Annotated in this window: 8 protein-coding genes; 2 read left to right on the top strand and 6 right to left on the bottom strand. The window is 66.6% G+C overall.

Features of this window, described 5'->3' with window-relative positions; genetic code table 11:
- Positions 1-47 precede the first annotated feature (47 nt).
- Positions 48-1,004 (bottom strand): glycoside hydrolase family 43 protein, encoded by a 957-nt coding sequence (locus AB4Z00_RS06400; RefSeq protein WP_442045362.1) that lies wholly within the window; start codon positions 1,002-1,004, stop codon positions 48-50.
- Positions 1,001-2,005, bottom strand: a complete 1,005-nt coding sequence (locus AB4Z00_RS06395; RefSeq protein WP_442045361.1) for a family 43 glycosylhydrolase — start codon at positions 2,003-2,005, stop codon at positions 1,001-1,003. Before AB4Z00_RS06395 ends, AB4Z00_RS06400 begins: the two co-directional genes overlap by 4 nt.
- An 83-nt stretch (positions 2,006-2,088) precedes the next feature.
- Between AB4Z00_RS06395 and AB4Z00_RS06390 the strand changes: the two genes are divergently transcribed.
- Positions 2,089-3,081 carry an alpha/beta hydrolase gene (locus tag AB4Z00_RS06390; RefSeq protein WP_442045360.1) on the top strand — a complete coding sequence of 331 codons (993 nt, stop codon included), beginning with the start codon at positions 2,089-2,091 and terminating at the stop codon, positions 3,079-3,081.
- Positions 3,082-3,257: 176 nt separating this feature from the next.
- Here AB4Z00_RS06390 and AB4Z00_RS06385 read toward each other — a convergent pair whose 3' ends face one another.
- From AB4Z00_RS06385 to AB4Z00_RS06375, 3 genes are all read right to left on the bottom strand, one after another.
- The gene (locus AB4Z00_RS06385) at positions 3,258-3,953 is read right to left on the bottom strand and encodes a DUF6250 domain-containing protein (protein ID WP_442045359.1); all 696 of its coding nucleotides are present in this window, start codon (positions 3,951-3,953) and stop codon (positions 3,258-3,260) included.
- The gene (locus tag AB4Z00_RS06380) at positions 3,950-6,724 is read right to left on the bottom strand and encodes an exo-rhamnogalacturonan lyase family protein (protein WP_442045358.1); all 2,775 of its coding nucleotides are present in this window, start codon (positions 6,722-6,724) and stop codon (positions 3,950-3,952) included. Before AB4Z00_RS06380 ends, AB4Z00_RS06385 begins: the two co-directional genes overlap by 4 nt.
- A 273-nt stretch (positions 6,725-6,997) precedes the next feature.
- On the bottom strand, positions 6,998-8,911 hold the full coding sequence (locus AB4Z00_RS06375) for a rhamnogalacturonan lyase (protein ID WP_442045357.1): 1,914 nt from the start codon (positions 8,909-8,911) through the stop codon (positions 6,998-7,000).
- A 154-nt stretch (positions 8,912-9,065) separates the two neighbouring features.
- Between AB4Z00_RS06375 and AB4Z00_RS06370 the strand changes: the two genes are divergently transcribed.
- Entirely contained in the window at positions 9,066-12,239 is a 3,174-nt protein-coding gene (locus AB4Z00_RS06370; RefSeq protein ID WP_431568853.1) for a TonB-dependent receptor, read from the top strand.
- A 198-nt stretch (positions 12,240-12,437) separates the two neighbouring features.
- Here AB4Z00_RS06370 and AB4Z00_RS06365 read toward each other — a convergent pair whose 3' ends face one another.
- On the bottom strand, positions 12,438-14,579 hold the full coding sequence (locus AB4Z00_RS06365) for a TonB-dependent receptor domain-containing protein (protein WP_442045356.1): 2,142 nt from the start codon (positions 14,577-14,579) through the stop codon (positions 12,438-12,440).
- Positions 14,580-14,631 lie beyond the last annotated feature (52 nt).

The raw sequence follows: 14,631 nt of genomic DNA, 5'->3' as shown, positions 1-14,631 counted from the left end.
ACGCCGGAACTATCGGCTCCCGGATCCTCCATCCGGGAGCCGCTTTTTCAGGCCTCCAGCGCCCCCAGCATTTTCCGGTCGATTCGCACCAGCGAGCCGTGCCGCGCGCCTTGCGGCATCGCCAGACGGTTGCTCACGTCCTGCCAGGTCGCCATGTCGCGCGTGGACTTCGCGCCCCAGCGGCCGTCGCGATAGACGTCGTAATAGCAGACCAGGTCCTCGCCGATCCGCGCGGTCATCGGGCCTTCCACCCAGGAGGCGGTGAACGGTTCGCCCAGCGGCGCGAAAGGGCCGATCGGGCTGCGTGCGGAGGCCGCGCGCAGCCACTTGCGCGGAGGTTCGACCGTCTCGTCCTTCACGACCAGCCAGAGCCCGCCGTCCGGGGCCGGGGCGAATGTGCCGTCGATCACGCTGAAGCCGGGATCGTAGAGGACTTGCGGCGGGGCGAAGCTCTCGAAATCGGCGGTGGTCGTGTACCAGAGGCGGTGGTTGTAGCCGCCTTCCGAGGTTCCGGCCGTCTCGGCGAAGCGGCCGGTCACGGTGCTGGACCAGAAGATGACCGTGCGCCGCGTGGCGGGATCGAAGATCGCTTCCGGCGCCCAGCAATTGCGGGTGCCGGGCACCGAGGCCATGACCGGGATCGCGCGCTGGGGCGTCCAGTTCACGAAGTCGCGCGTGGTGGCATGGCCGATGGTCACGCCTTCCCAAGCGGTGGTCCAGACGCAGTGCCACGGGGCGTCCACCCCCTCGCCGCGCCACAGGAAGGGGTCGCGCAGCAGCTTCTTCTCGCCCACTTGCGGCACCAGGAACGGCCTGCCGCCGCCGAGCGTGCGGAAGGCGAAGCCATCCTCGCTGACGGCCAGTTTCAGCCCGTCTGCCTCGCCCTTCCCCGTGCTGAAATAGGCGAAGAGCAGCGGGCCTTCCGGTTCCGCGGGGGCGATGCGGGTGGTGGCGCAGCCCGCGAGAGCCGCCCCGCCAAGGCAAAGGCTGCGGCGGTCGATCATCGCCTCGGCTCCTTCGGCGCGGTAAGCCGAACATGGGTGGGACTGTCGCGGTCCACCGAGATCACGCCGTCCTTCTCCTTCAGTTCCGCGATCTGGAGCACGCTGCGGCGCTGCCAGTCGGGGTTCGCCTTGGCCTCGTCCTCTCCGCTCTGATGCACGAAGTAGACGATATAGGCCCGGTCGCCGGAGACGATCACGTCGGGGTGCTGCCCCTTGGCGCGGTCGGTCGGCGCTTGTCCGGGCGTGGCGAGGATATGGCCTGGCTGGGTGGTCCAATGGTCGCCCCCAAGGTCGTCGACGTCCGAGCGCATGACGAGCAGGCCCTTCCACGCGTCGGAGATCAGCCACCAGCGACCCTTCCAGCGGAACGCCTTCGGCCCTTCGCCGGGCGTGGTGGTCAGGCGGTCCTTCACCGTCCAGTGGGTGAGGTCGGTGCTGTCCGCCGTGCGGATCGCCTTGCCCATGCGCTCGTCGTTGAAGAACAGGCGGTAGCCGCCCTGGGGCAGCGCGACGACGCTGGCGTCGATCACCCGGTCGGAGCCGAGATCGAGCTTGTCACCGCAGGTCCACGATTTCAGGTCCTTGCTGGTGAGGTGGACGATGAAGCGCGGCGCGTTCCAGTCGCGGTAGACGCCGGGCACCACCGTCAGCCACATGTGCCACTGGCCGTTGAAGCGCTCGATATCGGGTGCCCAGAGCGTCGCGCCGGTGCAGCTTTCCGGGATCGCCGCCGTGCCGCCGTAGCGCCAGTGCACGCCGTCCTTCGAGCGCGCGGTGCCGATCGCCGTGCCGTGGACCCAGCGCACGTCCTGTTCGTCCTCCATCGGCAGGTCGGCGCGCCGGTTCGTATAGAACATCACCCATTCGCGCGTGGCGGGATCGTAGACCGTGCTGGGATCGGCGGCGCCGTCATGCACCGGGTCGCGGAACAGCGGCTTGGGCGCCACGTCGGGGGCGGAAGCCGTCGCGGCGGCGAGCAGGAGAAGCGAGGCGCCGATCATGCCGATGGCTCCCGGTGCGGCAAAGTCCGAATGATTTTCAACATGTTCCGATGCATAGAATGACCTTTCGGGGAGAGTGCAATATGTCGAGTGATCGCCGTCAATTTCTGGGTTCGCTGAGCGCGCTGGCTGCCGCGCCCTTGTTGTCCGGTCGCGCCTTGGCGCAAAGCGGCGAGAATACGCCTGCCTTCGAGCGTTTTCCGATCTGGCCGGGCTCGCCGCCGGGGCTGCCTTCGGGCGGCGTGAAGGAGGAGCGCGTGCTGCGCACCAACAAGGGCAACCCCGACGATTTCGCCTGGCCGCATGTCGCCACGCCGATGCTGACGGTCTGCCCCGCCGCCAAGCCCACCGGCGCGGCGGTGCTGACATTCCCGGGCGGCGGCTATGCGCGCGTGGCCATGGGCACGAGGCCCTCCGCCACCTCGCGCTGGTTCGCCAGCCAGGGGGTGACCGCCTTCGAACTGCTCTACCGCCTGCCGCATGACGGCTGGACCGGCGGCCCGGACACGCCCTTGCAGGACGCCCAGCGCGCCATGCGGGTGATCCGCGCCCGTGCCGCGAAGTGGGGCGTGGACCCGGCGAATGTGGCGGCTATCGGCTTCTCGGCTGGCGGCCACTTGTGCGGCAGCATCGCCACGCGCTTTGCCGCCAAAGTCTACGATCCGGTCGACGCGGCCGATGCGCTGGACGCGCGGCCGCTGGTGGCGGGGATGTTCTTCCCGGTAGTCAGCATGGTGCCGCCGCTCGCCCATGCCCAGTCGCGCAGCGAGCTGTTGGGCGCGAACCCGAGCGAGGCGTTGTCGCGGCGTTACTCGGTCAACGTCGAGGTTCCTGCGACCGCGCCGCCGATACTGCTCGGCCATGCGGCTGACGATACGGTGGTCGATTGCGGCAACAGCCTGGCGATGTTCGAGGGGTGCCGGGCGGCGAAGATTCCCAGCGAGCTTTACGTGATCGAGAAGGGCGGTCACGGCGCGCCGCTGTTCGAACCGGACGGCCGCGCGGGATTGTGGCTCACCCGGTTCGCCCGCTTTGCTGCGCGGCATGGCCTGCGGATTCCCTCCGAAGGGGCGTGAGGCTTTTCGGCTGCTTCCGAAGCGCTCCGTCGTCCCTGCGCATGCGCGGGGACGACGGGATGATGTTGCGGAACGGCGCGGGTTCGCTTTGCACAAAAGCACAAATGCGCAGCGCGTTCGCGTGCAGCTCAACCTTCGAAAGCGCGGGTGGGATGCACTCTCGGTGGGGGCGGCCATCACGGGGCGGCGCCGCTGCGTTTCTGCGCGCCCAGGGGCACGATCCGGAAATTGCGGATGCGCAGGTGGCTCTTGGTCGTGCGCAAGGCGAACCAGCCTCGGGCGTAAGGCGCGGGGTCGTCCATCGTGAAGAGCCGCTTGCCGCCGAAATCCACCGTGATCCGTCCGCCCTCGGCGGCGACGCGCATGGGCGTCCAGCGGTTCGGTGTCAGCAACGCGGTCGGATCCGAGCGGTCGTGCTCGGGCAGGAGTGGGCGGTTACCCGGTTCGCCCACATAGCGCCGCATCCGGGTGGTGGTGTTGCGGTTGCCGCCGATGCCCACGTAGTAAGTCTTCAGCCTATCGTATTCCGCGAAAGCCCCGCTGCGCGGATGGGCGAGCGGCGATCCATCCGGCGCGGCGGGGTCACGGGCCATCCAGAAGGCGTTGACGTCGCTTACCGCGTCGTTCGGCCCGCCTTCCGAAACCGCCATGACCTCGTATTCGATGGCGACGGGGCCGGTGAGTTCGCCGCGCCACCAGATCGAAATGCCCTTCGGCGCGTCGATGTCCATCACGCCGTCCCGCACCGTGACACGCGAGGCGGCCTCGGCCTCGACACGCCAGTGCGCAAGGCCATGGCAAAACTCGTCCGTTAGCGGGTTCGCCGCCGCCGAAAGCAGCATGAGCAGCACGGCGGCGGCGAAGCGCTTCATTCCAGCACGTCCCCGATCAGCGTCAGGTTCACGGTGGCGGCGATGCCCCACTGCGCGGCATCGTTGGTGGAGACTTCGGCGATCTCGTCCACCGGCTTGAGCACGGCGGCGCCGCTCACCTTGTGCGCGCCGCGCGTCTGGTCGCGGCCTTCGCGGTCGCCCGCACCGAAGAATTCGCCCCAGGCGCGCTTGACCAGCTCCGGCTTGCCCAGCTGCACCCCGGCATAGGCGGTGTAGCGCGAATGGGCCTGGGTCAGCGCGCGGCCCTTGCCCGATGCGCCGGTGCGGGCGCGGAACTCCGCCTCGGGCGCGTTGTAGAGTTCGCAGTAGTCCAGCCAGACTTTGCGGAAAGCCGGCTCATCGACGAGTTCGAGCAGTTCCGCAGTGATCTCGAACACGCCGAACACGCCGTTGAGGTGGCTCATGTTCACTTCGTTCCCCGGCCCCACGAAGCGCCCGGAGGCCAGGTCGAAGGCCGCGCCGCCCGCCAGCCAGCCCTTGGGCAGGGCGGCGATGGAGCGCATGCCCGCAACGATCCGGTCGCGCCAGCGGGTGTCGCGCGTGCGTTCCCATTCGGTCAGCCAGGCGCCCAGCATCGATCCCCAGACGGTGCCGAACTGCATGAAGATCTGGCCGTCGGGCAGCGGCTGTTCGGCCACTACCGCGCCGGTTCCGGCAGGCGGCTTGCTGGCGTCGGCGCGGTGCATGACCTTGCGGCCGATATCGACCGTCTTCAGCGCATAGTCGCTGTCCACCAGCGCGTGCATCAGATCGCCGCAGCGCTCGTCGGTGGTGAGGTAGTAATAGAAGCGGCGATAGGCCGCGTTGGAAATGCGCTGCTGCTTCGAACTGTCCGCCCAGTGTTGGACGCCATGGCGGGTGCCGAGGCCCTTGAACCGGCCGGAGTGATAGACATCGACCTCGCCGGTATGCCGCGTCATCGCCTCGGCCAGGCGGAACACGTCGGCCCGGCCGCTGCGCAGGAAGCCGTACCAGAGCCACAAGTCGGTGGAGAGTTCGCTGTTGTCCCACGCGAAACCGCCGATGTCGTAGCGCCAGACGTGCCGGTCGTTGTCATAGCTGTGCATGACATCGCCGTAGTTCCAGAACCCGTACCAGCGGCGCTGGTCGACCTGCCCGATGTAGAAATCGAGTTCCTGCTTGGCGCGCGTCTCGATCTTGCCGCGCAAGGGGCCGCCCGAGGCGATCGGGCTCCACGGGCCGAACAGCCCGGCGGAGTGGACCCGCGCGACATTGGCGACCATGCGCGGCGGCGTGGCCAGTCCTGCGCCCATCGCGGCCAGCCGCTCGCGCGGGGGCGTGGCGGGCAGGGCCCAGATGCGGAACTCGGTGGTGCGGGCGATCCCGGAGGCATCGCCCCAGCCCGGCTCGTAGTCCTCGTAAGTCACGTCGAGGCCCAGGTTCTGCGCCTCGTAGCTCTCCATGCCCATGACGTCGTGATAGAAGCGAAGGTCCATCGCCGGGGCATCGGGGGCGTGATACCAGACCGTGAAGCGCGCGGTGTCGCTGGCGGCATCGGCGACGTCCAGGCCGACCGGGCAGCGCTGCCAGAAGTCGTGCATGCCGAAAGCGACGCCTCCCGAAGGTCCGCCGATATAGCCCAGCCCCGGCGCGCGGCCGGCGGTATCGACGTCGATCCAGCCGAAGCCGGGCTTGGTGCGCTTGACGATCGAGAAGCCGTCCGCATTGGGCTGGCGCAAGCGGAAGTCGCCCCAGGCGGGGATATATTCCAGGTTCTGGCGGACGGCCGCGCCCATCTGGTCAAGCGACGGCGTGGCCGCGCCCGCGACTTGCGCGTCGCGGAACGCCTTGCCGGGATCGCGGCGCAGGCCCGTCAGCGGGCGCACGGCCTCACCCCAGAGGCCGCCACTTTCGCCCGCGAAACGGACGTGGCGGTCGTGCAGCTTGTCGCGCATCGGCACTGCGCCTTCGAGGCCCAGGCCGCGAAGGAAGCGCTTGGCGGGATCGCCGTCGAAGATCATCGAATGGACCAGGCGCACACTGTCCGACCCGGCGTGGAAATAGAGGCGGACCGAGAAGGGCATCCAGTCGCCTTCGGTTCCGCGATGGCGGCCGTCCAGCTTGACGACGGCGCGGATCGGGCCACTCTGTTCGACCGTGGCGCTCTCGATCGTGCCGGTCCAGCGGGCGAGATTGGGCGCGCCGTCCTCGTCATCAGCACGGTCCTGTGCGCTGGCGAGCAGACGCACCGATTGCAGCACTTCGGCATTGCCGACGCGCGCGGAGCGGATCAGCGCCTCGCCTGAGCGGCCCACGGTCCAGACCGTCTGGCCGACGGTGACGGTGACGGCATCGGCAGCCTCGCGCACGGAGAGGGTCTGCGCGGGGCTGGCGCTGCCGGCGACCACGCGCAGGCCATTGGCGCGCCCGCCGTTCGCCCCGGTCGCATGGCCGGTCCACTTGATCGAACCGTCCGGCCACCAGGCCATCGGCCAGGTCTGCACCGCTTCACGCGCGCCGCCCGCGCCTTCGAGCACGTAACCGCGCTTGTCGAACCGCGTGCCGCGCGGCCAGGGCTGACCCCACGACTGACCTTCATGGGCGAGGGGAGCAACGCCGTCGAGCCAGACCACGTCGTCGCCCGGCGCTATGCCGGAGCCCAGCGGCTCCACCGGCCCTGTCGTGGCGGCATCCGCACGGCCCGCCAACAGTGCCATCGAACCGGCGACCGCGGTAGTGGCCAGGCTTTGGGCCAGCATCTCGCGGCGGCTCCAGACCAGCTTGCTCATTGTCTCTCCCTTGGGTGTGACGCTTTGCAAGCGCCTTATGTGGGATGATATTTCATTATGTGGATCGAATCGTCAACAGGGGTGCGGCGGTATTTGTGCTTGCTCGGCCCTTCCGCCTGTCTTCCCCTACCCCTTCGTCACCCGCGAGGAGGCGAAGCCGACGCGGCAATCCAGAGCGGCGCAGAACTGCCCTGGATTGCTTCGCTACGCTCGCAATGACGAAGGGGGAAGTCAGTAGCGGGCGGCCGAAGAATGCCGCTCCTCCGCCTCTCCCTATCGCTCGCCCTTCGGCCCCGCGCCCAGGTAGAATCCGGTATGCGGCGGCTGGTTGTAAGCGGTGTTCTGCCAGGCGACGCCCAGGCGGTAGACCGGGTCCTGCATCAGCGTGACGAAGCGGTGCGGCGTGGCGAAAGGCGTGGTGTAGATGCGCAGTTCGCGGTTGTCGGCGCGGCGCCAGATCACTTCCTCGCGCCAGTCACCGATGAGATCGGCTTGGAGCGCGGGATTGGCCTTGGTGCCGTTGTTGGAGGCAAGCCCCTCGGGGGCAAGCAGCGTGTCGGACGTGCCCTGCTCCCAGTTCCATTTGGAGATAGTGGTGCCGTCCAGCAGCTCGCGCAGGAGGTCTCCATCCCACCAGATCGCGAAGTTCATCTGGCGCGGGCGGGCGCCGATCGGCTGGCCCTTGGTATCGTAGAGGCGGTCGGAATTGGAGCCCCAGAACTCGGCGCCGTAGTGGCGCGGGTCGATATCGGCGGCAACGCCGCGGCCGGTGTCCTGCTCGGCAGGCGTGGTCCAGAGCACTTCGCCCGTGCGCGCATCGAGCAGCGCCGAGCCCAGCCCGCCGTTGCGGCGAATGTCCTCGAACACGCCGAACTTTTCGAGGCCCGGCCGCGCCGGATCGAGGTCGCTGACGTGCATGGTGTCGCCGTGGAACAGCGGCTTGGTCCAGAGGCCCTTGCCGTTATCGTCCACCGCCATGGAGCCGTAGATCACCTCGTCGCGCCCGTCGCCATCGACATCCGCGACGGAAAGCTGGTGGTTGCCGCGCCCGGCATAGTCCTCGTTGCCGGTGGCGGAGCTGTCGAACAGCCAGCGCTGCGTCAGTTTGCCGCCGCGCCAGTCCCAGGCGGCCAGCGCGGTGCGCGCGTAGTAGCCGCGGCCGAAGACCATGCTGGGCATATGCCCGTCGAGATAGGCGACCCCGGCCAGGAAGCGATCGGAGCGATTGGCATAGCCGTCGCCCCAGGAGGCGGCGAGCTGCTCGGGCGTGGGATTGCCGCCGGGATAGCGCGGCGGATCGTAAGGCGCGGTGGCCAGCGCCTTGCCGGTCAGCCCTTCGAACACGGTGAGGTATTCCGGCCCCTTGACGATGCGACCCTGCATCGGCGCCACCTTGGTGCCGTCCGCCAGCACTTTCGCGCCGGTGCGATCCTGCTGCGGCACTTCCCCGCCGCTGCTGCGCCAGTCGGCATTCGCATCGCCGATGACCTTGCCGGCGCCGTCGACCGTGCCGTCGCCCGTCTTCAGCGCCACTTCGGCGCGGCCGTCGCCATCGAAGTCGAAGACCAGGAACTGCGTGTAGTGCGCCCCGGCGCGCACGTTGCGGCCAAGGTCGATGCGCCAGAGCCGAGTGCCGTCGAGGCGGTAGGCATCGAGGAAGACGTTGCCGGTATAGCCGGTATGGGCATTGTCGTGGCTGTTGCTCGGATCCCACTTCAGCACGATCTCGTACTGCCCGTCTCCGTCGAGATCGCCCAGGCTGGCGTCGTTGGCCGTGTAGGAATAGGCCTCCCCGGCGGGCGTCACGCCGTCCGCGGGTGGGGAGAGCGGGATCGGGAGATAGCCCTTGTCCCACATCATGGCACGCTGCGGACCGGCGCGGTCGCCGATGCGTTCCACCGCATAGCTGCTTTCGGTGGTTCCCGATGTGTCGACGAATGCCGTCGCCTCGCCCGTCCGGGTGACGTGCACCGGCTTGCCGCCGCGCAGCACGCGGAAGCGCGCATTCTTCGGATCGTCCGCCAGAAACCGCCAGGTCACGAGGATTCCGCCGTCCCTGGCCGGCAGTGCCACGGCCCCGCGGCCGAGCCGCTCCGCTGCCGGTCGTGAGGGCGGAGTCGCGGCGAAAGCGGGAGTGGATGAAACGAGGCCCAGGATCAGGGCCAGCGCGCGGATTTGGGCCGCCATTTGCAACATCCTCCGGTTATGGAACCACTCTGGTCCAAATTATAGCATTGCATCCCACATATCGGTTCAATAAGTGTCCGTCTAGAAACTGATTCGATCGAACGATGCAAAAGCGTCGAAACAAGATCGACAGGGCTAAAAGAGGGGATAGGATATGCGCAAGCATACCGTTGGAAATACGAGGAATTCGCAAGCAACGAAGCTCGGTCGCCATGCCTTTAGAGGGGTATCGGGCCTGGCTCTCGCCGGATCTCTGGCGGTTTCCATCCCCGCATATGCTCAGACTAATTCCGAAACGCCGGCTCCGGAAGCGGCGCAGGATGCGCCGCGACGGATCGACGACAAGACTGCCGAAAAAGTCATCACGACTGCCAACGACATCGTCGTCGTCGGTACCCGCGCCTCGCTACAATCGGCCATCAACCGCAAGAAGCAGGCGAATACCGTCGTCGACTCGATCGTTGCCGACGACATCGCCAGTTTCCCGGACAAGAACATCGGCGACTCGCTGGCCCGCATTACCGGCGTCCAGCTCAGCCGCGACTTCGGCGAGGGCGTGAAAGTCTCCATCCGCGGCGTCGAGCCTGACCTCAACCGCGTGGAAATCAACGGCGTCAGCCAGGTCAGCGCCCTCGGTGAGCGCTCCGGCGACTTCCGCGAACTGGCGACGGAACTGGTCAAGTCGATCGACGTCTACAAGGGCTATGCCGTGGACCTGACCGAAGGCGGCATCGGCGGCACGGTGCGCGTGGAAACGCGCAAGCCGCTCGACCTGCTGAAGCCGATCCTTTCGGCAACCGTATCGGGCCAGCACCTCGACACCACCGAGACCTGGCGTCCGCGCGTGTCGTTCTTTGCCGGAACGCCGAAGTTCCTGATCGACGGCCTGGGTATCCTGTTCAACGGTACCTACAGTGATGTGAACACGCGCCAGGACTACATCAGCAACACGAACTGGGGCCGTATCGCCGACTTCGATCATTCGACCGAAAAGACCGTCGCCGATCCGCTCTACGATGCCTACAACACTTACGAAAGCTGCGCCGGCGTGGGTGGCTCCACGACCGCCAAGGCCACCGCGAACCGCCTGGCCTGCGAGACGCAGTTCTTCGACTGGGCGCCCAAAGTGCCGCGCTACCGCCACCTCGTGCGCAACGACAAGCGCATCTCGGGTGACCTGACCCTGCAATACCAGGTGGCGCCCAACTTCCGCGCTTATGCCAACGTGCAGGTCAACAAGCGCAACCAGAACCTGCAGGACGTCAACTATTCGGTCGATCTGGGCGCGATCCAGCGCTTCAATCTCGATCCGCAGCTGGCCGCAGGCGCGGGTGGCGGCACTTCGCGCCAGCAAGTGGCGCTGGGCAGCTCGACGGTGAACGAGAACCATGTCGTCACCGGCGTGACCACGGCGCTCAACGCCGTGAATCTGGGCACGGCAGCGGCCCCGAACTGGAACGGCGCCGCGAACATCATCGGTGTGCAGCGTCGCGATTTCTCCTACGATCAGGACTCGAAGTACTTCTCGGGCGGTTTCCGCTGGGACTTCGACCGGGTTCACATCGACTTCATGGGGTCGCACGCCAAGGCGCATACCGATTCCCAGACGAACCTGATCTCGCTGGGCACGAGCGTGTCGGGCATCGTGATCGACCGCAACAACGCGCAGGGTATCCCGGTCTTCCAGTTCCCGTCGAACTTCGACCCTTCCGATCCGGGCGTCTATTCCGACTTCACGCGCACGGGCGCCAATGGCCAGGTGCTTCCGGTCTACGGCCCGACCGTGCAATACCGTCCTGCCGAATATAACAACACCGAAGACCAGTTGAAGCTGGACCTGGACTGGGAGATCGATCACCCGATCATCAGCAAGTTCGAATTCGGTGCCCAGGCGCGTCGGCAGAAGTTCCTGAACTACCTGGGCGGCGGCTCGATCCTGATCGATCCGGCCACCATGACCTACCAGTCAAGCGCCAACGTGTCCTACACCACGACGATCCAGAACAATCCGGCCGTAGCGCGCAACGGCAACACTTATTTCATCACGCCGGCGCAGTACGGCTCGCTGATCTCGTCGATTGGCGGGGTGACGGGCGGCGCGCCGCTCTACACGGGCCTCAAGAACGCGCCTTCGGGCATTCCCAGCCGCCTGGCCTTCCCCAATTTCAATTCCGACGTGCTGTCGCAGATCTACGATCTCTCCGGCTTCGATCACGACCTCGTGCGCTTCGCAGACGGCTATCCGCAGATCCCGAGCGCCCAGATCACCGAGAAGGTGTTCTCGGGCTATGCGATGATGGATGTCGATACCGAGATCCTGGGCATGCGGCTCACCGGCAATGCCGGCCTGCGCTTCACCCATACCGAGGACAAGGGGCTTGGCACCAATATCAGCCGGGTGACGCGCTTCAACGCGACCGGCGGGACCGAAACCGTGGTCATCGCCGCGCAGCAGTTGTCGCTGTCCAACAGCTACACCGATTTCCTGCCGGCGTTCAACGCCAACCTCGAACTTCAGCCCAACCTCTACCTGCGCGCCAACTATGCCAAGAACCTGGCCCGGCCGAGGCCGCTCGATCTGGTGCCGAACATCAACTGCGTGGACGACCAGACCATCTCCGGCACCGACGACATCTGCACGGCCGGCAACCCGGAACTGAAGCCCTACCGCGCGGACCAGTGGGAACTGAACCTGGCCTGGTATCCCAATGCGGATACGATGCTGAGCCTGGGCTACTACAAGAAGTACGAATCGAGCTTCGTGATCGGCAACACCGTGCGCAACGGGGTGGACCTGTTCCAGGACGGCATCACGTACACGGTTCGCCAGCCGGTCAACGGCCAGGGCGCCCTGCTCGACGGTATCGAGGCGAGCGCGCAGACGGTGTTCACTTTCCTGCCCAAGCCGCTGGACGGCTTCGGCGCCTCGGGCAACTTCACTTATGCCCGCGCCATTCGCACCAACCTGACCAATGCCGCGACCAACGAGCCGCTCAAGGAATATCCGGGCCTTTCGTCCTACACCTACAATGCGAGCTTCTTCTACGACAAGGACTGGCTCAACTTCCGGATGAGCTACAACTATCGCTCGAAGTGGCTGGATAACGCGCTGGACGCCAATAATGGCAACAACCCGATCTACCGCAAGGGCGAAGGCTACCTCGACGGCAAGATCACGCTGCGCTTCCCGAAGTATCATTTCGACGTCTTCTTCGAGATGCAGAACATCACCAAGGAATATTCGAAGACCTATATCAACAAGGACATGCCGGTGGAGCTGTACTACCCCGGCCAGCGTATCTTCGTGGGTATGCAAGCCAAGCTCTGAACCGGTTGCAGGCCCGGTTGCAGGCCCGATTGCAGGGGAGAGCGGGAACTCTCCCCTTCATCCTGCCGTGCCGCTCGCCACGGGACCCGGCGAACGGCGCGGCAGGAAACGGACCCGGGCAGATGCAGCGCCCTCCAGCCGCATCTGCCCGGGTTTTCATGTTTTTGACCAGCCAAAGACCCCTGGAGCAGTGATCCTCTAGAACCCGGTGCGCAGGCCGAACACCACGTTGCGTCCGCGCAAGGGCGAGGCGTCCTTCACGAAGGAAGCATGGTTGAGCGCGAAGGAATTCGTGAGGTTGCTGCCCCGCGCGAAGACTTCGGCCCAGCGCCCGGCACCAAGGTCCAGCTTGTAGGCAAGGGTGAGGTTCAGCATGTCGTAGCCGGGGCTTTCGGTCTCGAAGTCGGCGATGCGGTCCTGCCTGAACGTGCGGTAGTATTCGGCATTGGCGGTGAAGGGCCCGGTCGCGGCGTCCACGCGCGTGCCGAGGCGGCCGGGCGGGATGCGCGGCAGGTTGCCGCGATCGTCCGTCAGCTTGGCGCGAACATAGTCGCCGAACACGGCCACGCCCACCTCGGGCATGACCTGGTGCCGCACTTCGCCGTCGACGCCGGTGAAGGTGGCATCGGCCGCGACATAGTGGATCAGGCGGAAGTCCTCATACTGGTCGAGGGTCTGGCCGTAGATGTAGTTGTCCACCTTCTGATGGTAGGCGCCCAGGGTGAAGGTGGTGGCGCCGCTGGTCTTGCGGAAGGTCAGGTTGATCGACTTGCCCGTCTCCAGCCGGTTTTCGGTGGAGGCCATGCCGTTGAAGGTGCGGCCGGTGACCATGCCGATCTCATAAGTGTTCGACGCGAAGTGCGGACCGAAGGCATAAAGCTCCTGCACGTTCGGCGCGCGCTGCGAGCGGGCGAGCGACAGCGCCAGCGAGTAGCCCTCCGTCACTTTCCAGAGCGCCGATGCCGAAACCGAGAAGGGATCGTGCGCAGTGGCCGGCATGAAGGCGGACAGCGCGGTCTGCGGGCGGATGCGCTGCCATTCCTGGCGCAGGGCCGCCTCGATGCGGACCGGGCCGAAGTCGCGGCTTTCGTGCAGGAACAGTGCGGTGTTGTCGATGTCGAACGGGATATAGGTCTTGACGTCGTTCTCGGTCACGGCGTGGATGCCGCTGAAAGTGCTGTCCGCGTGCTGGACGCCGAAGACGCCGCGGAAGCCCGCCAGCGGCTTGTGAGTCAGTTCGAAGCGGAGGTCGAAGGCCTTGTTGCGATAAGTCGTGGCGATCTCGTCGTGCTCGATCTCGTCATGGCGGTAGGTCGTGTGGGCCATGCGGACGCGGACGCGTTCGAAACCGGGCAGCGGATCGCGATAGTCGCTGCGAATGTCGAAGCGCTCGCTGCGCAGCTTGACGAAGATGCTTTCGTCCTCGTGGTCATGATCGTGGCCATCCTCGTGGTCATGGCCCTCTTCGTCATGCCCCTCTTCGGCATGTCCCTCTTCCGCATGATCGTGCGACCCGCAGTGGAGGCTGATGCCGTGGGTGTGGCAGCCTTCGTATTCGTGGCTGTGGCCCGGCAAGCCGTATTCGCTGCGCACGCGCGTATAGCTGGCGCCGAGATAGCCGTCGGGACCGATCCAGGCGCCGCCCGCCGTGAACGTGGAGCTTTCGCTCCAGGATCCGGGCACGCGGCTTTCGCCGAAGGTGCGCGGCACCCGGTAGTCGTCGGTCTCGCGGTGAGCGCCTTCGACGCGCAGGGCCAGCGAGCCGGTTCCCACGGTCACGCCGCCGACGGCCGAGCGCTCGTCGTCGCCCGTGCCCAGCCGCGCTTCGGCAGAGCCGGTGAAGCCGCCCACCGGCACTTCGGTGGGGATCTTGGTGTCCAGCAGGTTCACCGCCCCGCCGATCGCGCCGCCGCCGTAGAGCAGGGCCGATGGGCCGCGCAGCACTTCGATGCCGCGCAGGAGCAGCGGCTCGCCGGTAATGGCGTGGTCGGCCGAGATGCCCGAAGCGTCCTGCACATTGGTGCTGTCCGACAGGACCTGCACGCGCGGGGAGGTCTGCCCGCGGATGACCGGACGGCTGGCGCCGCCGCCGAAGTTGTCGAAGTGGATGCCGGGCTGGCCCGCCAGCGTCTCGCCCAGCGTGCCCTGGCGGCGATGGGCGAGTTCGTCGCCGGTCAGCGTGATCACCGGTGTCGCGGTTTCGTCGGCGCTTTCCTGCAGCGGGGCGGAAGTGACCAGGATCTCACGCGGGGCGGAAGGCGCCGCTTCCTCGGCAAAGGCGGCGGCGGGAACCAGCGCAAGAAGCGAGACGGCGGATCGGTGCAGAATGCGAACGGACAAGAAAAAACCCCCTGGGATCGGCTAGGAGGCTTCGTCTAATGTGATGTAATAA

It is taken from the genome of Novosphingobium sp. YAF33 (assembly GCF_052113265.1).
In the GTDB taxonomy this organism is placed as follows: Bacteria; Pseudomonadota; Alphaproteobacteria; order Sphingomonadales; family Sphingomonadaceae; genus Novosphingobium.
The sequence above is the reverse complement of the archived record's forward strand: the minus strand, read 5'-3'. Positions and strand labels throughout refer to the sequence as shown.

What these genes read in the sequence shown, in the direction of transcription:
- AB4Z00_RS06370 (WP_431568853.1), top strand. Translation starts at nt 9,066, where the DNA reads ATGCGCAAGCATACCGTTGGAAATACGAGGAATTCGCAAGCAACGAAG.
- AB4Z00_RS06390 (WP_442045360.1), top strand. Translation starts at nt 2,089, where the DNA reads ATGTCGAGTGATCGCCGTCAATTTCTGGGTTCGCTGAGCGCGCTGGCT.
- AB4Z00_RS06385 (WP_442045359.1), bottom strand. Translation starts at nt 3,953, where the DNA reads ATGAAGCGCTTCGCCGCCGCCGTGCTGCTCATGCTGCTTTCGGCGGCG.
- AB4Z00_RS06380 (WP_442045358.1), bottom strand. Translation starts at nt 6,724, where the DNA reads ATGAGCAAGCTGGTCTGGAGCCGCCGCGAGATGCTGGCCCAAAGCCTG.
- AB4Z00_RS06375 (WP_442045357.1), bottom strand. Translation starts at nt 8,911, where the DNA reads ATGGCGGCCCAAATCCGCGCGCTGGCCCTGATCCTGGGCCTCGTTTCA.
- AB4Z00_RS06395 (WP_442045361.1), bottom strand. Translation starts at nt 2,005, where the DNA reads ATGATCGGCGCCTCGCTTCTCCTGCTCGCCGCCGCGACGGCTTCCGCC.
- AB4Z00_RS06400 (WP_442045362.1), bottom strand. Translation starts at nt 1,004, where the DNA reads ATGATCGACCGCCGCAGCCTTTGCCTTGGCGGGGCGGCTCTCGCGGGC.